Here is a 21,489-nt window from a genome sequence, read left to right as displayed (position 1 = left end):
GATTCCACCACGGCGGCGCGGGCGTGGCCGCGTGCTGGTTCGGCGGCGCGCTGGCCGTGGCCGCGCCACTGGCCGAACGCGCCGCCCGGGATTCCGCCGACGCCCACACCCGCACTGCCTTCGGAGCGGTCGACCGCGACCTGCACGCCGCGGGCGCGGTGCTGGAACTCGCGGCCGAGGAGATCGATGCCGACCCGCTGGACCACAAGGGGCATGCGGCCCTGCGCACCCAGCGCGTGCGCGCCGTAGTCGCGCGTGTGTGCGGCGACGTCCTGCGCAACACCGGGGAGGCCCTGGGTGCGGGGCCGCTCGCCAGCGATGTCCGTTACGCCCGAACCGCGACCGACCTCGCGGTCTACCTGCGTCAACACCACGCCGATCGTGACCTGGCAGCCCTGGGAGGCCGGGCCACGGGAGAGGAGGGGGACACACATGGCCTCCGATGGTGACACCCACGAGGACGTGCACCCGATCGACGCCGAGGGAACCCCTGAGCGCCTCTGGCGCGAGTGGGGCGCTCTGGAGACGCTTCCGGCCCTGGAACTGAGCGCAATCACGCGGGCGGTGGTGGTCGCGCCACACCCCGACGACGAGACCCTGGGCTTCGGGGGAGGGCTTGCCCTGCTGGCCGCCCAGGGCGCCGACGTCACGGTCGTGGCCGTGACCGACGGAGAGGGGTCTCACCCGGGGAGCAACGCGTTCTCCAGAGCGGGGTTGGTGGCCGCACGGGCCGCGGAGCGCGGGCGCGCCCTGTCCTCCCTGGGGGCGCGCGGTGCCAAGGTCCGGCGGCTGGGCCTTCCCGACGGGGAGGTGACCGCGCACGAAGGCGAGCTCACCGAGCACCTGGCCGTCCTGTGCGCCGAAGCCGATCTGTGTGTGGCTCCCTGGGAGGGCGACCTGCACCCCGACCACGAGGCCACGGGGCGCGCCGCCCGTGCCGCGCTCCGGGGTCGGCAGACGCGGCTGCTCTCCTACCCGGTGTGGATGTGGCACTGGGCGAAACCCGACGATGAGGCGGTGCCCTGGTCGCGGGCGTACCGGATCGACCTCGCGCCCGACGTCGTCCACCTGAAGGAGAGCGCGGTGGGTGCCTTCGCCACCCAGGCCGCCCCACTCGGCGACCGCCCCGAGGACCGGGCTGTCCTGACTCCCGGGATGCTCGCCCACTTCTCACGCGAGCACGAGGTGGTCTTCCGGTGAGCGTCGGCGACGCGTACTTCGATGCCGTGTACGCGGGGTCCCAGGACCCGTGGGGGTTTCGCACCCGCTGGTACGAACAGCGCAAACGCGACCTGACCCTGTCCAGCCTGCCCCGGGAGCGGTACGCGCGGGCCTTCGAACCGGGGTGCGCGATCGGTGTGCTGACTCGGGGGCTGGCGGCCCGCTGTGACGAGATCCTGGCCTGGGAGGGCGCACCGGAGGCGGCGGCGCGGGCCCGCGCGGACCTGGCCGACCTCCCCCATGTGGAGGTGACCCGGGCCAGGGTGCCGGACGCTTGGCCGCAGGGTGCCTTCGACCTCGTGGTCCTGTCCGAGCTGCTCTACTACTTCGACGACCGGGACCTGGAGACCCTGCTGAAGCAGACCGTGGACTCGCTCGCGGCGGAGGGGACGCTCGTCGCCGTGCACTGGCGGCACCCGGTCGAGGACCACGTCCGCTCCGGCGACGACGTGCACCGCTGGGCCAGCGCACGGACCGACCTGGTCCGGACGGTGCAACACGAGGAGCGGGACTTCCTGCTCCAGGTGTACGAGGGCGCCGGGGCGGGCCCGCCGCGATCGGTGGCCGAGCGGGAGGGGCTGGTATGACCGTCGCGGTCGCCGTGGTGGTGCCGGCCCACGACGAGGCGCGCTCGATCGTGCCCTGTCTGCGAGCGGTGCGGGCGTCGCTGCGCCTGAGCGGGGTGGCCGAACGGGACCGCCACGTCGTCGTGGTCGCCGACGACTGCACCGACGTCACCGCGGTCCTCGCCCGGAGGGAGGGCGCCCACGTCGTCGAGGTGGCCCACCGCAACGTGGGCGCCGCCCGTCGCGCGGGCACCTCACGGGCGCTGGAACTGACCCGCGGCTGGGCACCGGAGGAGGTGTGGCTGGCCACCACCGACGCCGACACCCTGGTACCCGCCCACTGGATCCCCGCGCAGCTGGCCCTGGCCCGGACGGCGGACGCGGTGGTCGGCACCGTGGAGGTGCGGGACTGGTCCGAGCACCCGCCGTGGCTGGCCGAGCGCTTCGCCCGTACCTACCCGGTGGCGCGCACCCGCGAACACCCGCACGTGCACGGCGCCAACATCGGGGTCCGAGCCTCGGCCTACCTGGCCTGCGGCGGGTTCCCCGCGCTGGCCTGCGCGGAGGACCACGCCCTGGTGAACGCGCTGGTGGCCGGTGGCCACCGGGTGAGTCGGCCCCGTGGCCTGGCCGTGGTGACCTCTGCCCGGCGGGCCTCCCGCGTGGTCGGGGGGTTCGGGGACCACCTGGGCGCGTTCAGCGGTCCGGGTCCCCGCCGTTTCGGGGCAGCGACGAACCGAGGGGCCCCGGGCCCGGGTTGAGGTCTTGGCGCGGCTCCTGGGGCGGGGCCGAGGGGCTGTCGTCCTCGGCGTCCACCACGTAGGCGGTCAGCGAGCTCACGGTGTCGGCGACCCCGCCCGCCCTCGGAGCCTCCGCGGGTAGGTCGGGGAGGAAGGAGGCGGAGGGGTCGCGCCCCGCGCCCCCTTCCCTACACCCGATGACGGTTCAGCCCTTGGTCAGACCTGCTCGGCGCAGCGCGTCGGCCATCGCGCCCGAGGGCGCCGGAGCGTTGTCGCGTCCACCGTTACCGCGACCGCCGCGGTTCTGGCCGCCGTTGCCCCCGCCCCGGCGCTGTTCGCCGCCGCGGCCACTGCGCCCACCGCCACCGCCCTGGCCGCCGCGGTTGCCACGTCCGCCCTGGTTCCGGCCGCCCTGGTCTGGGCCGCCGGGAGCGGGGGCCTCGTCGTCCAGGCGCATGGTCAGCGAGATCCGCTTGCGCGGGATGTCGACGTCCTGCACCTTGACCTTGACGATGTCGCCCGGCTTGACGATGTCGCGCGGGTCTTCCACGAACTTGCGCGAGAGAGCCGACACGTGGACCAGCCCGTCCTGGTGCACGCCCACGTCCACGAACGCGCCGAAGGCGGCCACGTTGGTGACCACCCCCTCCAGGATCATGCCCTGCTCCAGGTCGCTCAGCTTCTCCACGCCCTCCTTGAAGGTTGCGGTGGTGAAGGCGGGACGCGGGTCGCGGCCGGGCTTGTCCAGCTCGCTGAGGATGTCGGTGACGGTGGGCAGACCGAACTTGTCGTCGACGAAGTCCTCGGGGCGGATGCCCGACAGCGCCTTCTTGTCACCGATCAGCGAGGGCAGGTCGGTACCGACTCGGTCCAGGATGCGCCGCACCACCGGGTAGGCCTCGGGGTGCACCGCGGAGGCGTCCAGCGGGTCGTCGCCGTTCGGCACCCGCAGGAAGCCCGCGCACTGCTCGAACGCCTTGGGGCCCAGCCGCGGCACCGAACGCAGTGCCTCACGGGTACGGAAGGGGCCGTGGGCGTCGCGGTGCGCGACGATGTTGCGGGCCAGGGTGGACGTCACGCCCGACACCCGGGTCAGCAGCGGCACCGAGGCGGTGTTGACGTCCACGCCCACACCGTTCACGCAGTCCTCGACCACGGCGTCCAGCGAGCGCGACAGCTTCGTCTCCGCCAGGTCGTGCTGGTACTGGCCGACACCGATGGACTTGGGGTCGATCTTCACCAGCTCGGCCAGCGGGTCCTGCAGGCGCCGGGCGATGGACGCGGCCCCGCGCAGGGACACGTCCAGGTCCGGCAGCTCCTCGGAGGCGTAGGCCGAGGCCGAGTAGACCGAGGCGCCCGCCTCCGAGACCATCACCTTGGTCAGCTTGAGCTCGGGGTGGCGCTTGATCAGGTCGCCCGCCAGCTTGTCCGTCTCACGCGAGGCGGTGCCGTTGCCGATGGCGACCAGCTCCACGTCGTGCGCGGCGCACAGCCGGGCCAGGCTGTCGATCGCCCCGTCCCAGTCGCGGCGCGGCGCGTGCGGGAAGACGGTGTCGGTGGCCACGACCTTGCCGGTGGGGTCGGTGACGGCGACCTTCACCCCGGTGCGCAGACCCGGGTCCAGGCCCAGGGTGGCGCGGCTTCCGGCGGGGGCGGCCAGCAGCAGGTCGCGCAGGTTGGCGGCGAAGACGTTGACGCCCTCGTCCTCGGCCTGCTGCCACAGGCGCATCCGCACGTCGATGTCCAGGCGGACCAGGATGCGGGTGCGCCAGGCCCAGCGCACGGTGTCCTGGAGCCAGCGGTCGGCGGGGCGGCCCCGGTCCACGATCTCGAAGTGGGACGCGATGGCGTTCTCGTAGGTGCTGCGCGGCACGGTGCCGTCGGGGCCCGCCTCGGGGGTCTCCTCCGGCTCCAGGTTGAGCGTGAGGACCTCCTCCTTCTCACCCCGGTACATGGCCAGGACGCGGTGCGAGGGAAGCGCGGTCAGGGGTTCGGAGAAGTCGAAGTAGTCGGCGAACTTGGCCCCGGCCTCCTCCTTGCCCTCGCGGACGGTCGAGCCCAGGCGGCCCTTCTCCCACAGGCGCTCGCGCAGCGTGCCGGTGAGGTCGGCGTCCTCGGCGAAGCGCTCCACCAGGATCGCGCGGGCCCCGTCCAGGGCGGCCTTGGCGTCGGCCACACCCTTGTCCGCGTCCACGTAGGCGGCGGCGGCCTCCTGCGGGTCCTGGTTCGGGTCCCCGATCAGGCCCTCGGCGAGCGGTTCGAGACCGGCCTCGCGGGCGATCTGGGCCTTGGTGCGGCGCTTGGGCTTGTAGGGGAGGTAGATGTCCTCCAGACGGGCCTTGGAGTCGGCCGCGTTGATGCGGGCCTCCAGCTCGTCGTCCAACTTGCCCTGGGAACGGATCGACTCCAGGATCGCGCTCCGGCGTTCGGCCAGTTCACGCAGGTAGCGCAGGCGTTCCTCGAGGGCGCGCAGCTGGGCGTCGTCCAGCGCTCCGGTCGCCTCCTTGCGGTACCGGGCGATGAAGGGCACGGTCGACCCGGCGTCGAGCATCTCGACGGCGGCACTGACCTGGTGCGCGCCCACGCCGAGCTCCTCGGCGATGCGCTGGTCGATCGTGGGTGTCACAGGGGTCCTCACGAGTAAACGTCCACTCTCTGGCTGTTCGGTGCGCGGACATTCTCGCGATGCGGGCGGGCGTTGTCACCCCGGCGCGTCGCTGTCCGCGCTTCCAGGTTCCCGCACGATAGCCGGTGCTCGGTCCCGGGGCGGGGCGAACCGGGTCGGGGTCTCGGCCTGGGAGGGGCCCGGGCGGAGCCCGCGTGGGACCCCGGCCGGGAGCCGGTCGGGGGCGGACAGGGGCTGGTGGGGATTCGGGTGAGGGGCGGCTGGGGGAGTGCGGGACCTGCTCGGGGTCCGGACAGGAGTTGGCCGGGATCCGGGCAGGTCGTGCCCCGGCCAGGGTCGGCAGGGATCAGGGGTTGGTGCCGTCGAGGTAGTCCGGGGCGTAGTACTCGTCCACGGGCATCGGGCCGCGGTAGCCCTGGCACATGCACTGGCGGTAGGTGGAGTTGGCCTGGCCGGTCCAGCGGCCGGGGATGACCACCTGGGTCTGGCAGCGCTTGGTCTCCTGGTCGTGGAAGACCAGGTGGTGGCCGCAGCCGCAGAGCGGTTGGGGGGTGCGCTGGCCCTGGGCGGGGACCGGGGGCGCGATCTGGTGCTGCTGGAGTTCCCGCCTGGCCTCGCGCCGGGCGGTGCGTCGGCCCGCGAAGAAGCTCACGGCCGCGATCGCCGCCCCGATGACCATGAAGAACGGTTCCATGCGGTGACACCCTCCTCTGCTCCCCGGGGCTCCGCATCCCCGCGGACCCGTGTCCATTGTCGCCCATCGGACGGTTTTCCAGGGGGTGGGGTTCCCCGGGAGTCCTGATACCCGGCGCCGAAAGTTTCCCAAAGAAATCTCTGCAAAAGTATGTTTGCAAAGAAGTCTTTGCGATACGGTTTCGGCATGAGCGAAGAGGAAGAGACCGAACAGAGCCCTCCCAACCCCAAGCCGATGGAGATCGGGGCCGAGGCCCTGCGGGGGCTGGCCCACCCGCTGCGCGCCCGGATCCTGGACGAACTCTCCGTTCAGGGACCTGCTACCGCTACCATCCTGGGCAAACGCCTGGGGGAGAGCAGCGGGTCCACCAGCTACCACCTGCGCCAGCTCGCCCGATTCGGGTTCGTCGAGACCGATCCCGAGCGCTCGGGCGGCCGCGACCGCTGGTGGCGGGTCCGCCCCGGCGGCTGGTACATGAGCGGTACGCGGTTCCTGCGCAGCCCCGCCACTCGCGAGGCCGCCGAGATCGTCCTGGACGGCTACTACCGCGGGCGCCAGGAACGAGCCGAGCGCTGGCGGCGCGTCACCCGGGAGCACGGCGACTCCCCGAGGGTGCGCCGCTGGAGCGACGCGTACCAGGACTCGGTCTCCCACCTGCGGCTGACCCCCGAGGAGGCCGAGGAGTTCGCCGGGGAGATCAACGCCCTGGTCCGGGAATGGGCGCGTCGTTTCCAGGGGCGCACCGCCGAGGAGCACCCGGACACCGAGGCGGTCGAGCTGCAGACCGACCTGTTCCCCAACCTCACCGACCTCCCCGATCGGGAGGCGGGTCCGAGCGAGAACGGCGAAGCGGGCGATCCCCCGCAGTAAGAGCCACCTGAACCCACCCCCCCTCAGGAGCACCACAGTGGCCACCGCACCCACCAGCACCGCACCCACCACGACCACAGCCCCCGCCGACCCGCCGCGAGACCAGCGCCTGGGCGCGACCTTCCACCGCTTCTGGGGCGCCGGGGTCTTCACCAACCTGGCGGACGGCATGATCCTGGTGGCCCTGCCGCTGATCGCCGTCACCCTCACCCAGGACCCCCTGCTGGTCGCCGGGCTCACCGCCACCCGCTTCCTGCCCTGGCTGCTGCTGGCACCGGTCTCCGGGCTGCTCATCGACCGGGTCCACCGCATGCGCGCCATGGCGGTGTCCAACACGGTCGCGGCGCTGACCATGGCCGCCCTGGCCGGTGCGATGTTCACCGGACACCTGTCCATCTGGCTGCTGTACGCGGCGATGTTCGTGGTCATCGCCTGCGAGACCGTCTCCGATCCGGCCAGCCGCATCACCGTGGTCCAGCTCGTGCCCGCGCGGCTGCTGGACCGCGCCAACAGCCGGGCGGAGGGCGGCCGCCTCGTCGCCCAGGACTGCCTGGGCCGACCGGTGGCCGGGTTCCTGTTCACGGCTGGAGCAGTCGCGCCGCTGCTGGGTATCGCCGGTTCCTACGCGTTGTGCGCGGTGCTGCTGTGCACCATTCCACTGGTGTGGCGCCGCCATGTGCCCCCGCCCGGCCCCGACCAGGGTGAGGACGCTGACGGCCAGGAACAGCAGGGCTTCCTCCGCTCGCTCGGCGAGGGGTTCCGCCTGGTCTTCACCGACCGCATCCTGCGCGGCAACATGCTCTGCAACGCCGGGGCGATGATCGGCGTCAACATGACGGTGGCCGTGCTGGTGCTCTACGCCCGGGAGGACCTGGGGGTTCCGGCCGCGCTGTTCGGGATCTTCCTGCTCTCCACCGCCTTCGGCGGGGTCCTCGGCTCGCTCGCGGCCTTTCGACTCCTGGTCCGGTTCGGCCGCCGCGCGGTCGTGACCGTCAGCTACGCCGGGATGGGGGTGTTCCTGGTGGCGACCGGTCTGATGAACAGCCCCTACCTGGCCTTCGTCACCCTGGCCGGATTCAGTTTCTGCGTGGTCGTGTCCAACATCGGGGGCAGCCTCTACTTCCAGACGGTGGTCCCGGACGCGGTGCGCGGCCGCATCTCCGGAGCCAGCAAGACGATCGGTTGGGGTCTGGCTCCGGTCGGCGCGTTGCTGGGTGGCCTGCTCGGCCGGGTTGACCTGGCCCTGCCCTACCTCGTGGGCGGAGTGCTGGTCATCCTGACCACTTTCCTGGCTCGGAGGATCATCGCCGACACCGCGCGACTGGCCGACGAGGCCGCTGCCCGGCTCTCAGCGGAAGGGGACCGCTCGTGACCACCGAACCCGGGACCGCGAGGCCTTCGGCCAGGAGAGGCTCGGCGGCACCTTCCACCGCTTCTGGGCGGCGGCGGTGTCCACCGACTTCGGCGACGGGCTCCTGGCGGTGGCCCTGCCGCTGATCGCCGCCGCCCTCACCCAGGATCCCCTGCTGATGCCCGGTCTGACAGTGGCGCGTTTCCTGCCCTGGCTGCTGCTGGACCGGGTCGACCGCCTGCAGGCGCTGGTGGTGGGCGGTCTGCCGGGTGCTCCCGGGCCCGGCCGGAGCCGATCCGTTCCGAGGGGACGGGCGGCTCAGGCTTGGGCGCGCAGCTTCTTGAGGGTGGCCACGTCCTCGGCGTGCGGACCCTCCGGGCCCGGGGTCTCCAGGGTGATGGGGATCCCCGCGGTCACCGGGTGGCGGAACAGCTCCGCGAAGGGCTCGGCGCCGATGTGGCCCCTGCCGATGTTCTCGTGCCGGTCCTTGTTGCTGCCGCACGGCGCCTTGGAGTCGTTGCCGTGGATCAGCTTGAGCCGGTCCGCGCCGACCACCTCGCCGAAGCGGTCCAGGGCCTGGCGCATTCCCTCGACGGTGGAGATGTCGTGCCCGGCCGCGAACAGGTGCGCGGTGTCCAGGCACACGCCCACGTTCGGGTGCCAGTCCAGCGCCTCGAAGTAGGGGACGAGGTCGTCGACGGTGGCGCACAGGACCTGCCCCTGCCCGGCCATCGGCTCCAGCAGCAGCGGGGGCACGTCCTCACCCAGGCGCTCCAGCATCGGCAGCAGCCGTTCGCGGGCGCGGGCCAGCCCTTCCTCGCGGGTGCCCGAGACGGCCGAGCCGGTGTGCATGACCGCGCCCAGCGCACCGATCTGCGCGCTGCGGCGCAGGGCGTGTTCCATCGAGGTGATGGACTTGGCGGCGGTCTCCTCGCTGGGGGTGCCCGGGTTGATCAGGTAGGGGGCGTGCACGAACACGGGCAGGTCGGCGCGCTCGCGCATCAGCGCGTCCTGGGCCGGGTCGCCGCCGTTGGTGGCCCACCCGCGGGGGTTGGACACGAACACCTGGACGGTCTCGGCGCCGATCTTCTCCGCGTAGGCCAGACCCTTGGTGGCCATGCCGCCCGCGACCGGAACGTGCGCTCCGACCGGGGACTGGGGTCGCTCTTCGGTGTTGTTCATCGCCGAACCACTCTAGGCGCGGGCAGGCGGTGAGTCGGGCGTGCCCCTGCTCACAGGGCCTCAGCGGCGGTCGCGGAGTTCGGTGAGCAGGGCGGGCAGTTCCCAGAGCACGGTGATGTGGCCGTGGCCGGGCAGTACCCGCAGGTCGGCTCCGGGGACCAGGGCGGCGGTGTGGGTGGCGTGAGCCAGGGGCACCACGGTGTCCTGATCTCCGTGCGCGACCAGGAACGGCGCTTTCACCGCGGCTGGATCGAAGTCCCAGGGCCGGCCCTGCACCCAGGAGTCCTGGGCGTAACCGCCCACACCCTGGGCGAAGGCGTCCTTGGCCGCGGCGGCCAGGTGCGGCACGTGCCGGGTGGCGAACAGTTCGAGGTCTGGTGCGGGCAGGTCCGAGGGTCGATCGCCGAGGTTGTCCTCGGCCCAGGCCAGGGCGGACTTCTCGTCGGGCAGGCGCATCATGGTGCACTCGTCCTCCCGGTAGCCCTCCCAGGCCGGTTCCCACGAGAAGTCGGTGACCCCGCCCAGTACGACCGTGCCGAGCAGCCGTTCGGACAGGAGCGCGGCGGTGACCACCCCGTAGGGACCGCCGGAGGAGTGCGCGGCCACCAGGAAGCGGTCGATCCGCAGGGCGTCGGCCAGGGCGGCCGCATCCTCGGCCCAGTCGGTGAGCGTGCGTCCCGGGGCGGGGGAGGAGCCGCCGTAGCCGGGGCGGTCCGGGGTGATCACCCGCAGCCCGGCCGCGCCGAACTCCTCGTGCTGGTCGCCGAGGTTGCGGCGGCTCATCGGGGCACCGTGGAAGAACAGGACGGGGGTGCCGCCGGGGTCGCCGATGTCGGTGTAGGCGACCGTGCGGCCGTGGAGTTCGACCGTGGTGTCCCGCATGTGACGCGTCCCCGCTCTCGTTGACCTTTCCTGAACGCTAGGCGCTGCCCGCCGCGGCCCGCAAGGAGATTCGGGCGGGATGCGCGGTGCGGCGGAAGGCAGGTGCGGGCGAGGGCGTCCGGTGCGGTCGTGGAGTTCCACGGGCAGGGCACGGCCGGGCCCGGGCCCTGCCCGTGGAGGATCAGGCCGTGCCCGTGCCAGGGGCCGCGATCGGACGGTTGGTGTGGATACGCCGGTTCGGGTCGACCCGGTCCCGGATCCGCGCGAGCCTCCGCAGGGTGTCGGGGGCGAACATCGCGCGGACCTCGTCCTCGGCCACCGCGCCGAAACTCAGGTTGCTCGACCGGCCCCGGGTGTGGTCGGCGAAGAGCGCGGCGGCCTCGGCGCGCAGGGCACGCGCTCGGTCGGTGTCGGGTTCGGTGAAGGTGAGCACGCTCAGCGCGTAGGCGGCGTCCCGGTGGCCGACCGCGTCGGGAACCTCGGGCGGCCGGGCCAGGGCGCCGCCCAGGTGGCGCAGCCAGACCACGCTCATGAACGGGCGGTCGGCGGCGGCCAGCTTCTGGAGCTCGGCCAGGGCCTCTGAGGGCAGGGAGTCCACCAGGAGCCCCTCACCGCGGAAACCGGCCGGGTCGTCGTGGTCGTCGAACACCGCGCCGGACTCGGTGTAGGGGAGTTCGCGCAGGGTGTCCATCAGGACCGGGGCCAGGGAGTACAGCGGCTCGGCCAGGGCCGGGCCCTTCTCCGGCGGCCCCGACCAGGCCAGGGAGACCTGGACGATCAGCCGTCCGCGCATGGGTTCGGGTACGCCCTCCATGTCCGGGTAGACCACGGCCGACACCCCGGAGGTGAGTTCGTCGGGTGTTCCCTCGGCCCACCGGCGCCAGCCGTCCAGGGCCCGCGGGGTGTCGGTCGCGTCCAGGTACAGGCTGCCCCCGTACAGGCGGGACACCGGGAACAGGGCGAGCTCCATCTCCGTGACCAGCCCGAACGAACTTCCGCCGCCGCGCAGCGCCCAGAACAGGTCCGGTTCGCTGTGGGCGTCCGCGCGTCGCAGGCGCCCGTCGGCGGTCACCAGGTCCAGGCTTCGGACGTGGTCGGCGGCGTACCCGTACCGGCGGCCCATCAGGCTCAGTCCGCCGCCGAGGGTGTAGGAGACCGCGCCCACGCCGGGTGAGCTGCCCGAGAGCGGGGAAAGCCCGTGCGGGACGGCGGCGTCGATCACGTCCTGCCAGGTGGCTCCGGCTCCGACGGCGGCCGTGCGGTGCCCGGGGTCGATCCGGACCCGGTCCAGGCGCCGGGTGTCCACCAGGACTCCACCGCGCAGGCCGGTGCCGTGGCCGTGCCCGGTGCGCTGGGCAGCCACGGGGAGCCCGAGTTCGGCGGCGACCGCCACCGCGGCGCGCACGTCCTCGGCGTCGGAGGCCTCCACGACCGCGTCCGGTGCGTGCCGGTCGACCCGCTGTACCCCGGACCGGGCCCGTTCGTGGCCGGGGCTGCCGGGGGCGTGCACCGGTCCGCGCACCCGTGCCCGGAGCCGGTCGAGTAGGTGTGTCTGTTCCGTCGTCTGTTCCTTGTTCTCGCTCATACGGCCACCGTAGGAACCCATGCGGTCACATCCCGGCCGCAATGGCTGGCAGCATGGAAAACATGAGTGAGCGGAGTGGTGAGGGCCGGGAGGACGGGGAATCGGTGCGGGGCACCCTGCCGCAGCGGTTGCTGCGGCTGCTGTCGCTGCTCCAGGTCCGCCGTGAGTGGAGCGGAGCCGAACTCACCGAACGGCTCGGGGTCAGCGCCCGCACCCTGCGCCGCGACGTGGAACGCCTACGCGACCTCGACTACCGAATCGAGGGCACCCCGGGTGTGGCGGGCGGGTACCGGCTGGCCTCCGGGCAGGACCTGCCGCCGCTGCTGCTGGACGACGAGGAGGCGGTGGCGATCGCGCTGGCCCTGAGCACCGCCACCGGGTTCGAGGACAGCGCGCTGCGAGCGCTGGCCAAACTCGAACGGGTCCTGCCCGCCCGGCTGCGCCCCCGGCTGGCGGCGGTCAGCGGTGCGGCGTCCGTGGTCCGGCACCCCGGAGCCCAGCGGGCGGATCCGACCGTGCTCGGGGTGCTGGCCTCCTGTCGCCACGACCGCGCGGTCACCGACTTCACCTACCGGGACCGGGCCGGGAACCGGAGCGAACGCCGGGTCGAACCCCACCACCTGGTCTCGCACGGCGGCCAGTGGTACCTGATCGCCCACGACACCGACCGCGACGACTGGCGGACCTTCCGGGTGGACCGGCTGCACGAGGCGCGCCCCACCCACGGCCGCTTCGAGCCCCGGGAGCTGCCCGCGCCCGATCCCGCGACCTTCCTCACCCGGCTGTTCGCCCGGGGCACCTACCGGTACACGGTCACGATGACTCTGGACCTGGCCGGGGAAGAGGTGCGCGGGCGGTTGTACGGGCCCCTGCCCGGCCGGATCGAGCCCCGCGGCCCCGAGCGCTGCGAGGTCCGCCTCAGCGCGGACTCCCTGGACCTGGTCTGCCAGTACACGGCCGCGGTGCTGTCCCTGGGGGCGACCGCCGAGTGGGACGCCCCCGCCGAGGTCACCACCCGGCTGTCGGGAATGCTCTAGTCTCTTGGCCGTGAACACCTCGACCGCGCAGCCAGTCACCCTGTCCGACGTCACCGCCGCCTTCGAGGAGGTCTACCCGCCGCGGTGGGCGGCCTCCTGGGACGCGGTCGGTCTGATCTGCGGCGACCCCGCGCAGACGGTGGAGAAGATCCTGTTCGCGGTCGACCCGGTGGACGCCGTGGTCGACGAGGCCGTGACCTGGGGCGCCGACCTCGTCATCACGCACCACCCGCTGATGCTGCGCGGGGTGACCAGCGTGGCCGCCGACACCCCCAAGGGTCGGATCGTGCACCGCCTGATCCGTTCGGGGGTGGCCCTGTACACCGCGCACACCAACGCCGACACCGCCGCGCCCGGGGTGTCCGACGCCCTGGCCCGCGCGGTCGGGCTCACCGGACCGCTGCGCCCGCTGGAGCCCGACACCACCGACCCCGAGGGGCGGCGCGGTATCGGCCGGATCGGTGAACTGGATGAGCCGCTCGTCCTGCGCGACTTCGCCGAGCGGGTAGCCCGGGGGCTGCCCGCCACCGCTGGCGGCATCCGGGTGGCCGGTGACCTGGACCGGCTCATCAGCACCGTCGCGGTCTCCGGTGGGGCGGGTGATTCCCTGCTGGGTGCGGCCCGCGCCGCCGGGGTCGACGCCTACGTCACCTCCGACCTGCGCCACCACCCGGCTTCGGAGTTCATCGAGGAACCGGGCGGGCCCGCGCTCGTGGACACCGCCCACTTCGCCAGTGAGTGGCCCTGGCTGGAGGACGGAGCCGCCCGCCTGTCCGACGCGCTCGGGCGCACGGGCGGTCCGAATGGGGCTAACGTGGAGATCCGGGTGTCGACCACTGTGACGGATGCCTGGTCACGGACCTTCCAGCGCGTGTAGCGCACAGTGAGCGCACATACGGACCACGTGTGGCAACTGCTCGACCACCACAACTGCACAGGGCGCGGGCGGCCTCCCCGGCCTCCCAACCGCGATTCTCAGGAGACCCCAAGTGAAAGCCGAACCCGCCGCTCAGGCCAGACTGCTCGACCTCCAGGAGCTGGACACCCAGCTGGAGCGTCTGGACCACCGTCTCCGGAGCCTGACCGAGATCGCTGAGGCGGCCCAGCTCAAGGAGCGCGTCGACGCCATCGACGCCGAGCTCATCACCGCCCAGACCAAGGCCTCCGACGTCGAGCGCCACCAGCGCAAGGCCGAGAGCGACGTCGACCAGGTGCGTTCCCGCGCCGACCGCGACGCCAAGCGCCTGGAGTCGGGGCAGATCACCAACGCCAAGGAACTGCAGAACCTGCAGTCGGAGATCGAATCCCTGGGCCGCCGCCAGGCCGAGCTGGAGGAGGTCGTCCTGGAGGTCATGGAGCAGGCCGAGGGGCTCAGCGCCGAGGTCGCCCGCCTGACCGAGGAGCGCGAGGCGGCCGTCGCGAAGTTCACCGAGGTGACGGCGCGTCGGGACACCGCCGCCGCCGAGATCCAGTGGGACCGCACGCGTGTCGCCCAGGACCGCGAGCGGGTCAGCGCGGAGATCCCCGCCGACCTGCTGGCCCTGTACGACAAGCTGCGCGCCCAGTACGACGGTGTGGCCGCCGCCCCGCTGCGCTACGGCCGCTGCAACGGCTGCAAGCTGGCGCTGAGCACCGTCGAGCTGAACGAGATCCGCGCCACCGCCGCCGACCAGATCGTGCGCTGCGAGGACTGCCGCCGCATCCTGGTGCGCACCGAGGAGTCGGGTCTGACCGCCCCCGTCGTCGAATGAGCACCGGCTGGGGCGGGCCGGACACCGAGCCGACCCGCCTGGTCCTGCTGCGGCACGGCCAGACCCCGCTGTCGGTGGAACGCCGCTTCGCCGGGCGCGGGGACATCCCGCTCACCGACGAGGGTCACGCCCAGGCCGAGGCGGCCGCGCGCCGCCTGGCTGGTTGGGGGATCGAAGCGGTGGTCTCCTCACCGCTCCTGCGTGCCCGGCAGACCGCGGGGTACGCGGCGGACCTCCTCGGCCTCGCCGTCGAGGAGGACGAGGGGTTCGTGGAGACCGACTTCGGCGCCTGGGAGGGGCTGACCTTCGCCGAGGCCCGTGAAAGCGACCCCGGGCAGGTCGGCCGGTGGCTGTCCGACCCCGAGACGGGCCCGCCCGGAGGTGAGAGCTTCGCCGAGGTCTCGCGCCGCGTCGGCAAGGCCCGCGACGCCCTCCTGGAGCGCCACCGCGGCCGCCGCGTCCTGGTGGTCAGCCACGTGACCCCGATCAAGGTCGCCGTGCAGCAGGCGATGCTCGCCCCGATCGGCGCGCTGTACCGGATGCACCTGGATACCGCGTGCCTGACCGAGGTGGACTGCTACGCCGACGGACCCCAGGTGGTGCGTTCGCTCAACGACACCGCACACCTGGGAACCTAGGGCCCTTGGGGGCCGCCGTACCCCGGTGGGACCGGTAGACTGACCGGCAGAGGGGGAGTCGGCCAGACGGTCGCGGATCCGCGTCCAGCGCGGGTTCGAGGAAAGTCCGGACTCCACAGGGCAGGGTGGTCGGTAACACCGACCCGGGGCGACCCGCGGGAAAGTGCCACAGAAAACAGACCGCCACCGCTCGCGGTGGTAAGGGTGAAACGGTGGTGTAAGAGACCACCAGCGGTCGGAGTGATCCGATCGGCTAGGTAAACCCCACCCGGAGCAAGGTCAAAAAGGGAACCTCTGGGTTCCCGCGCGGATGTTCGAGGGCGGCCCGCCCGAGTCCGCGGGTAGACCGCACCGAGGTCGTCGGCAACGGCGGCCCCAGATGGATGACCGTCCGGTTCTCAGAACCGACAGAATCCGGCTTACCGGCCGACTCCCTCCTCTCTTCCCTTCGCTTCTCTGCCCCTCCCCTCCCCTCCACTCCACTCCCCGCGCCCGCCGACGGGACGACGGAGCGGGTGCCAGCGGGTGCCAGCGGGTGGGAGCGTCCGGAATCCGGTCTGGTGTGTGTCCGCTGCTTCCGAAACCCTCTCACCCCCGGTGATCTTGCTACCAGGGGCAAGTTCGGCGCCGAACTCGCCCCTGGTAGCAAGATCATCCCTGAGAAGGGGGCCGGATCCGGGTACGGGGTTGCAGCTCGGCGGTGATGGTCTGATCCCCTGGGGCACCGGTAGATTGGGGCTGCGCTCCGTACCCCGGTCGCTTCCCGGAGCGCGAACGCCCGCGGGCCGACGTTTACCGGGGTCGACGGCCCGACGGGGCATCCGCGTTCACGGGAATGGGTGACTCTTGTTCGAATCCACCGCCTTCTGGGTGGTCCTCTTCGGCCTGCCGATCCTGGCTATCGTGGTGATCATTCTGCTCGCCGCGTACCAGGCCTCAGGTGTTCAGCAGGACGGGCGGGACGACGCACCCGACGACGACTCGTCCAACGGCTGATCCGGTGCCGCGCCCCCACGCGGGTGCGGCACCGGATCGGGCACGTCCTGGACGCTCTGGACGGGGGAGAACTCCCCGCTCCCGGCGTCCAGCAGGTGCACCCTGGCGGTCTCCAGGTCGTAGTACATTCCGGACAGGGTCAGCTCACCCGACTCCACCCGTTCGCGGACGGCCGGGTAGCCCATGAGGTTGCCGAGCTGTTCGACCACGTTGGCCTGGGACAGGCGGCGCAGCGCCTCCGCGGCGGGCAGTCCGGCCAGTTCGCCCCGATCCGCGCCGGCCCGGCGCAGGCTCCCCTGGCCGTAGGCCAGCCAACGGCGGATGTGGGTGGTCTGGGCCTCCTCCGGACCCTGGTGCGTCTGCTCCGACAGGGCCTGCATGGCGCCGCAGTGCGAGTGGCCGCAGACCACGATCGAGGGCACTCGCAGGACGTTGACCGCGTACTCCACCGCTGCTCCCACGGAACCGTCGGAGCTGCCGTGCGAGGGGACCAGGTTGCCCACGTTGCGCAGGGTGAACAGGTCGCCCGGACCGCTCGCGGTGATCAGGTTCGGTACCACCCTGGAGTCCGCGCAGGTGATGAACAGGGCGGTCGGGGACTGGCCGTGCGCGAGGCGGCTCATCACCGAACGCATCCGGTCCGCGGTGCCGGCGTGGTACTCACGGGCACCGGCGGTGAGCAGCCCCAGCGGGTTCGGTGCCAGATCGGCCCCCGATTCCCGGCGCATGTCCCACGGGGCCCACCAGCGGCCCTTGGGAATCGTCTTGGCGACCGGCGCCGAGTTGGTGGAGCTGCGCGCGTACCACTTCTCGTGGACCTCGTCGATGTCGACGCTGCCGCCGGTGCGCTCGTGGTCCACCCGCCAGGCGTGGATGGCCTCGAAGGCGGCGTGGTCCATGAAGTCCACGTGCAGGTCCAGGTCGACCTTGGCGCCCTCGGGCACGGTGCGCAGCACGTGCGCCAGCCGGGGCACGCCCAGGAAGGTGAGCGAACCGTGCACGGTGACGTGCACGCGGTCGGCCCGCTCCTCGGTGACCACGGTCAGCTTGGTCAGGCGGCGCAGCGCCATGATCATCGCCAGCGCGAAGCCGATGAACACGCCCTCCAGCAGGCCGAGGAAGACCACGCCCAACAGGGTCACCAGGTAGACGCTGGCCTCGTGGTGCCTGCGCAGGTTGCGCAGGTGGGCCAGGGACACCATCTGCACGCCGATGAACACGAGCAGCGCGGCCAGGGCGGGCATCGGGATGAGCTCGACCACGTGCGCGAAGAAGGCGACGAACAGCAGGATCCACACACCGTGCAGGATGGTGGAGAGCGGGCTGCGGGCCCCGGCCCGCACGTTGGCCGTGCTGCGCACGATGACACCGGCGACGGGCAGACCGCCGAGGGCGCCGCTGACGGTGTTGGCCGCGCCCTGGCCGCACAGCTCCCGGTTGAGCTGGACCCGGCGGCCGTTGTGCAGGCGGTCGATCGCGATCGCGGCCAGCAGCGACTCCACGCTGGCGACCATGGCGACCGCGGCCACCGCCAGGGCGATGCCGTGCCACTGGCCGGACTCGGGCAGCATCGGGCCGTTCCAGGCCTCGGAGAGCGAGGCGGGCAGGGCCACGGTCTCCACCTCCCAGCGACCCATGGTGGCGATGGCGGTGGCGGTGCCCACCGCGACCAGCGCGGCGGGGACCATCCCCGGCCGAACCTTGCCGATGGCCGGCAACCGGTTCCAGCCGAACATGATCGCGACGGTGATGACGCCGACGGCGACGGCGGCGGTGTGGTTGTGCGCGATCTGCTGGGGCAGGTCGGTGATGTTGGCCAGTGCGGAGCTCTGCGGGGCCCCGCCGAGGACCACGTGCAGCTGGGCGAGGGCGATGGTGACGCCGACCCCGGCGAGCATGCCGTGCACGACGGCGGGGGAGACGGCGAGGGCGGCCCGCGCGATGCGGAAGGCCCCCAGCGCGAGTTGGACCAGCCCGGCCAGCAGGGTGATCAGGCAGGTGACCCGCCACCCGTAGGTCATGATCAGGTCGGCGACGATGATGGTCAGACCGGCGGCCGGGCCGCTGACCTGGACCACGGATCCGCCGACCAGGCCGGCGACGATACCGCCGACGACGGCGGCGATGATCCCGGCGATCAGTGGGGCGCCGGAGGCTACGGCGATCCCCAGGGACAAGGGGACGGCGATCAGGAAGACCACGAGGGAAGCGCCGACGTCGGCGGCGATCCCCTTGCGATCCGTGTGGGTCCCGGGCAGCGGGGAGGTGGCCTCCTGCCGGCCGGGTGGTGCTCCCTGGGCGTCGTTGCGCATGGTTACTCCGTTCGGGTTGGACCAGGCATGTGTATGCGTCGGCGCACGTGGACGGGAGTGTCCGGAAGTGGGGGTGCGCGGCTGAACGCGTGACGACAACGGGACCGCGAAGGGTGCTTCGTCAGTAACTAACTGTAGTCAATGCTGGTGACTATGTGTTACATACTGTTGTGCTCTTGGTAACCAATTTCCCGACTTCACACGTCCCCTGGACAAACAAGGACAGAAAAAACCGAGGTGGCGGGGGTTGTCCCGCCACCTCGGATGTGTGAAGTGGTGATGCCTGAGCCTCGATGCCCGAACCGGGGCCGCTGGGACCGCCCCCTAGCGGAAGCGGCCGTCCTCGTAGCCGCCTTCGTAGTAGTCCGGGCCCGGGGCGGGGCGACCGTAGGGGTCCTGTCCGCCGTAGCCGTCCTGGCCGTAGGGGCCCGGTCCCTGCTGCTGCCGGGGGCCGCCCTGGCCCTTGTTCTCGTGCGGTGGCTGCCAGCTGTCCAGCGGCGGGTAACCGTAGTCGGGTTCCGTGGGCTGCGGCGGGAACCCGCCGCCCAGGACGTCGGAGTACCCGCCGGGGGCGGCGGGCCCGGCCGGTCCGCCCTGCTGAGCGGGGTACGACGGGTGGCCGTAGGGGTCGCTCTGCTGCGTGTGGCCCGGGTAGGCGGTGGGGAGGTCGCCGCGGAGCTGACCGGCCGGGTAACCGCCGGTCGGGTAGCCGGGCCCCGTGGAGTAGGCCGGACCGGCCTGGCCGCCGGACGGGGCCGGCGGCAGTGCGGAGCCGTGGTCGAACGGCGAGGGCTGACCGGGGTTCTGCCCCCCGCCCGGGACCGTCGGACGGTTTGGTGCCCCGAAGCCGCCGGTGTCCTCCTGGCCGCCCCACAACGGCGCGTTGCCACCGCCGTGCGCGCCCTGACTGCCGATTCCGGGCTGGTAGCCGGGTCGGTTGTGGGTGCCGCTGTCGAAGGAGTTGCGCTGGTGGGTGCCGCCGTCGTTGCCCATGCCGCCCTGGTAGTCGGAGCGGGAGAACGAACCGCTGTCGTAGGCGGGGCGGGTGTGGGTGCCGGTGTCGTCGCCCGTTCTGCCCTGGTACTCCGGCCCTGCGGGGCCGCCGTGGTTGCCGCTTCCACTCTGGCCGCCCAGCCCGCTCTGGTAGTCGGAGCGGGAGAAGGAGTCGGTGTCGTAGTCGGAGCGGGAGAACGAACCGCTGTCGTAGGCGGGGCGGGTGTGGGTGCCGGTGTCGTCGCCCGTTCTGCCCTGGTACTCCGGCCCCGCGGGGCCGCCGTGGTTGCCGATTCCGGGCTGGTAGCCGGGTCGGTTGTGGTTGCCGCTGTCGAAGGAGTTGCGCTGGTGGGTGCCGCCGTCGTTGCCCATGCCGCCCTGGTAGTCGGAGCGGGAGAACGAACCGCTGTCATAGGCCGGGGCGGAGCGGAACGACCCCGACGAGTAGCCGCCGCTCAGGGGGCCGGTGTCACCGGGCAGCGGATGCCCGGGCACGTGAGGGCCGCCCATCGGCTGGCCGGGGGCGGGCTGGGCACCCGTACCCGTACCCGGAAGCGTTCCGCCGGTCGGGCCCACGCCGCTGGAGGGCCCGCCGTAACCGCCCATCGAGGACAGGTCCGGGCGCTGGTGGGCGCCGGTGTCCATGCTGGACCAGATGGGTGAGCTCAGTTCGTCGCCGGCGGTCGAAGCCGGCCGGAAACCCGGGTCCAGAGGGTCGGGGGAGGCCGGGCGCTCACCGCTGCCTCCGGCACCGCCGGAACCCGGGCCGCTGCCCAGGGGCGGGTAGTCGGAGCGGTTCATCGACCCGCTGTCGTAGGGCGAACGCCCGTCACCGCCCTGCGGCGGGTCGCCCAGGGGCGCGCCGCTGAGGGGGCCACCGGCGAGCGGGTCACGCCGCTCCTCGGGGCGCAGGGGCTCACGGCCCTCGAACGGGTCTCCGGTCGAGGGCCGCTGGGGATTCCAGCTGCCCGGGCCCAGCGGATCGTCCTCCCGAGGCGCCGAAACCACGGGGGATACGGGGGGCTGAGCCGGAGCCAGACCCTGGGTGGGCGGCAGCGCCGCGCGCGCCGGGGCCTGCTCCGGCGGGGACTGCCCGGGCCTCTGCGGAGGCTGCTCCTGGTGGCGCGGTGCAGGGTCCGGCTGCGCGGGCGCAGAGCTCTGGCCCAGGCTGGCCAGCATCGCCAGATCAGAGTCGCCGGTGGGCGTTCCGCGCTCCCCGGACGCGGGCGGCAGGGCGTTGGCCCCGCTCGACGGGTCCTGGATGACCATCGTGTTCTGCTGGTCCGGCCGCTCGGGTTCGTCGTCGTAGTCGTCGTAACCGTCGTCGTAGTCGTCCGCGTGACCCTCGGCGCCCCCGCGCCCGCCCGAACGGGGCCGGCCGGAGTCCTCGTCACTCAGGCTGGACCAGAAGTCGTTGTCGGAGAGCCCGTCGGAGTCGTCGTCATCCCAGTCCACCCCGCGCTGCCGCCTGCCCTTGGGGCGCCGCTCCGCATTGCCCCCGCCCTGACGCGACCTGCGGGCCCGACCCCGCGGGGCCGCCTCGTCGCCCTCCGGCTCCTCGCGCCTGTCGTCCCGGTCGCGGTCCTCGACGTCGTCGTACTCGTAGTCATCGTCGTAGTCGTCCTCATTCGAGCCGAGGCTCAGCGCACGCATGCCCAACAGGAGGAGCACGAGGACGGCGAGCACGACGATGACGGCGATGATGATGATGACGGTGACGTTCATGTGTACGCACTACCTTGGGGAGGTTGGCCGCGCCCGGGGAGCGCCGGGGGCCGGCCGGGCGAGGTCCGGTCGAGGTGAGGTGGCGGCCCGTGCCCGCGTGGTTCCGGCGCACCGAGCCCGAAGGGCTGGAAGGGTGCGTCCGCCGGTGGTCCGACGCGGTCTCGGATCAGGGTGCCGCGGGGCGGCTGGGTGGGAATCGGTCATCTGAAATGGGGTGGGGGGCACAGGGCCACTGTATGTGCTGTCGTGCGTTGTGTGCAGAGGGCGACAGGGGCTTCCTCAGTTAATTCCGTTGACACCGGGCGGGTGTGGTCGGCCGG

The 21,489-nt window shown here is 72.5% G+C and carries 18 protein-coding genes and 1 other RNA gene; 12 read left to right on the top strand and 7 right to left on the bottom strand.

Translation table 11 applies throughout. The features are described 5' to 3' along the window. Positions 1-23 precede the first annotated feature (23 nt). Genes HNR07_RS34880 through HNR07_RS11385 form a run of 4 tightly spaced genes read left to right on the top strand, consistent with a single transcriptional unit; the run spans position 24 to position 2,548 of the window. Positions 24-449: a hypothetical protein gene (locus HNR07_RS34880; RefSeq protein WP_246420266.1), complete on the top strand. Its 426-nt coding sequence runs from the start codon at positions 24-26 to the stop codon at positions 447-449. Continuing rightward, positions 433-1,200 (top strand): PIG-L deacetylase family protein, encoded by a 768-nt coding sequence (locus tag HNR07_RS11395; RefSeq protein WP_184364894.1) that lies wholly within the window; start codon positions 433-435, stop codon positions 1,198-1,200. The genes HNR07_RS34880 and HNR07_RS11395 overlap by 17 nt, the downstream gene beginning before the upstream one ends. After that, entirely contained in the window at positions 1,197-1,808 is a 612-nt protein-coding gene (locus HNR07_RS11390; RefSeq protein ID WP_184364892.1) for an SAM-dependent methyltransferase, read from the top strand. The genes HNR07_RS11395 and HNR07_RS11390 overlap by 4 nt, the downstream gene beginning before the upstream one ends. Then, positions 1,805-2,548, top strand: a complete 744-nt coding sequence (locus tag HNR07_RS11385; protein WP_184364891.1) for a glycosyltransferase — start codon at positions 1,805-1,807, stop codon at positions 2,546-2,548. The genes HNR07_RS11390 and HNR07_RS11385 overlap by 4 nt, the downstream gene beginning before the upstream one ends. Positions 2,549-2,732: 184 nt before the next feature. Here the strand turns inward: HNR07_RS11385 and HNR07_RS11380 are convergent, their stop codons facing one another. Both HNR07_RS11380 and HNR07_RS11375 read right to left on the bottom strand, forming a co-directional pair. Further along, complete coding sequence (locus tag HNR07_RS11380; RefSeq protein ID WP_184364889.1) at positions 2,733-5,153, bottom strand: Tex family protein; 2,421 nt, start codon at positions 5,151-5,153, stop codon at positions 2,733-2,735. A 346-nt stretch (positions 5,154-5,499) separates the two neighbouring features. Continuing rightward, positions 5,500-5,847: a hypothetical protein gene (locus tag HNR07_RS11375; protein ID WP_184364887.1), complete on the bottom strand. Its 348-nt coding sequence runs from the start codon at positions 5,845-5,847 to the stop codon at positions 5,500-5,502. Between the two features lie 186 nt (positions 5,848-6,033). Between HNR07_RS11375 and HNR07_RS11370 the strand changes: the two genes are divergently transcribed. Both HNR07_RS11370 and HNR07_RS11365 read left to right on the top strand, forming a co-directional pair. Continuing rightward, positions 6,034-6,717: an ArsR/SmtB family transcription factor gene (locus HNR07_RS11370; RefSeq protein ID WP_184364885.1), complete on the top strand. Its 684-nt coding sequence runs from the start codon at positions 6,034-6,036 to the stop codon at positions 6,715-6,717. Between the two features lie 37 nt (positions 6,718-6,754). Further along, positions 6,755-8,089 carry an MFS transporter gene (locus HNR07_RS11365; protein WP_184364884.1) on the top strand — a complete coding sequence of 445 codons (1,335 nt, stop codon included), beginning with the start codon at positions 6,755-6,757 and terminating at the stop codon, positions 8,087-8,089. Between the two features lie 297 nt (positions 8,090-8,386). Here HNR07_RS11365 and HNR07_RS11360 read toward each other — a convergent pair whose 3' ends face one another. From HNR07_RS11360 to HNR07_RS11350, 3 genes are all read right to left on the bottom strand, one after another. Beyond that, a complete protein-coding gene (locus HNR07_RS11360) occupies positions 8,387-9,250 on the bottom strand; it encodes a deoxyribonuclease IV (RefSeq protein WP_184364882.1) in 864 nt (287 codons plus the stop codon). 60 nt (positions 9,251-9,310) lie between these two features. Further along, positions 9,311-10,132, bottom strand: a complete 822-nt coding sequence (locus HNR07_RS11355) for an alpha/beta fold hydrolase (protein WP_184364880.1) — start codon at positions 10,130-10,132, stop codon at positions 9,311-9,313. Positions 10,133-10,313: 181 nt separating this feature from the next. Continuing rightward, a complete protein-coding gene (locus HNR07_RS11350) occupies positions 10,314-11,717 on the bottom strand; it encodes an FAD-binding oxidoreductase (RefSeq protein WP_246420265.1) in 1,404 nt (467 codons plus the stop codon). Between the two features lie 62 nt (positions 11,718-11,779). On the opposite strand from HNR07_RS11350, the gene HNR07_RS11345 reads away from it, so the two are divergent. From HNR07_RS11345 to HNR07_RS11320, 6 genes are all read left to right on the top strand, one after another. After that, positions 11,780-12,754: a helix-turn-helix transcriptional regulator gene (locus tag HNR07_RS11345; RefSeq protein ID WP_184364876.1), complete on the top strand. Its 975-nt coding sequence runs from the start codon at positions 11,780-11,782 to the stop codon at positions 12,752-12,754. Between the two features lie 4 nt (positions 12,755-12,758). Then, the gene (locus HNR07_RS11340; RefSeq protein ID WP_184364874.1) at positions 12,759-13,631 is read left to right on the top strand and encodes a Nif3-like dinuclear metal center hexameric protein; all 873 of its coding nucleotides are present in this window, start codon (positions 12,759-12,761) and stop codon (positions 13,629-13,631) included. 112 nt (positions 13,632-13,743) lie between these two features. Next, positions 13,744-14,505, top strand: coding sequence for a zinc ribbon domain-containing protein (locus HNR07_RS11335; protein WP_184364872.1), 762 nt, complete (start codon positions 13,744-13,746; stop codon positions 14,503-14,505). Then, positions 14,502-15,143, top strand: a complete 642-nt coding sequence (locus HNR07_RS11330) for a histidine phosphatase family protein (protein WP_184364870.1) — start codon at positions 14,502-14,504, stop codon at positions 15,141-15,143. Before HNR07_RS11335 ends, HNR07_RS11330 begins: the two co-directional genes overlap by 4 nt. A gap of 54 nt (positions 15,144-15,197) precedes the next feature. Next, positions 15,198-15,581: RNase P RNA component class A (gene rnpB, locus HNR07_RS11325), an RNA gene on the top strand. 408 nt (positions 15,582-15,989) lie between these two features. Next, the gene (locus HNR07_RS11320; protein ID WP_184364868.1) at positions 15,990-16,139 is read left to right on the top strand and encodes a hypothetical protein; all 150 of its coding nucleotides are present in this window, start codon (positions 15,990-15,992) and stop codon (positions 16,137-16,139) included. On the opposite strand, the gene HNR07_RS11315 is transcribed toward HNR07_RS11320, so the two are convergent. Together HNR07_RS11315 and HNR07_RS11310 are read right to left on the bottom strand one after the other, a co-directional pair. Continuing rightward, positions 16,088-18,451, bottom strand: coding sequence for a SulP family inorganic anion transporter (locus HNR07_RS11315; protein ID WP_184364866.1), 2,364 nt, complete (start codon positions 18,449-18,451; stop codon positions 16,088-16,090). The two genes, HNR07_RS11320 and HNR07_RS11315, sit on opposite strands and share 52 nt — an antisense overlap. A gap of 324 nt (positions 18,452-18,775) precedes the next feature. Beyond that, complete coding sequence (locus tag HNR07_RS11310; protein WP_184364864.1) at positions 18,776-21,169, bottom strand: hypothetical protein; 2,394 nt, start codon at positions 21,167-21,169, stop codon at positions 18,776-18,778. Between the last annotated feature and the right edge of the window lie 320 nt (positions 21,170-21,489).

The organism is Nocardiopsis metallicus, assembly GCF_014201115.1.
GTDB classification, from domain to species: Bacteria; Actinomycetota; Actinomycetes; order Streptosporangiales; family Streptosporangiaceae; genus Nocardiopsis; species Nocardiopsis metallicus.
The sequence above is the reverse complement of the archived record's forward strand: the minus strand, read 5'-3'. Positions and strand labels throughout refer to the sequence as shown.

Bases quoted from the DNA above. Each gene is read 5' to 3' on its own strand.
- HNR07_RS11385 (WP_184364891.1), top strand. From the start codon at position 1,805: ATGACCGTCGCGGTCGCCGTGGTGGTGCCGGCCCACGACGAGGCGCGC.
- HNR07_RS11360 (WP_184364882.1), bottom strand. From the start codon at position 9,250: ATGAACAACACCGAAGAGCGACCCCAGTCCCCGGTCGGAGCGCACGTT.
- HNR07_RS11370 (WP_184364885.1), top strand. From the start codon at position 6,034: ATGAGCGAAGAGGAAGAGACCGAACAGAGCCCTCCCAACCCCAAGCCG.
- HNR07_RS11310 (WP_184364864.1), bottom strand. From the start codon at position 21,169: ATGAACGTCACCGTCATCATCATCATCGCCGTCATCGTCGTGCTCGCC.
- HNR07_RS11350 (WP_246420265.1), bottom strand. From the start codon at position 11,717: ATGAGCGAGAACAAGGAACAGACGACGGAACAGACACACCTACTCGAC.
- HNR07_RS11330 (WP_184364870.1), top strand. From the start codon at position 14,502: ATGAGCACCGGCTGGGGCGGGCCGGACACCGAGCCGACCCGCCTGGTC.
- HNR07_RS11355 (WP_184364880.1), bottom strand. From the start codon at position 10,132: ATGCGGGACACCACGGTCGAACTCCACGGCCGCACGGTCGCCTACACC.
- HNR07_RS11375 (WP_184364887.1), bottom strand. From the start codon at position 5,847: ATGGAACCGTTCTTCATGGTCATCGGGGCGGCGATCGCGGCCGTGAGC.
- HNR07_RS11345 (WP_184364876.1), top strand. From the start codon at position 11,780: ATGAGTGAGCGGAGTGGTGAGGGCCGGGAGGACGGGGAATCGGTGCGG.
- HNR07_RS11315 (WP_184364866.1), bottom strand. From the start codon at position 18,451: ATGCGCAACGACGCCCAGGGAGCACCACCCGGCCGGCAGGAGGCCACC.
- HNR07_RS11395 (WP_184364894.1), top strand. From the start codon at position 433: ATGGCCTCCGATGGTGACACCCACGAGGACGTGCACCCGATCGACGCC.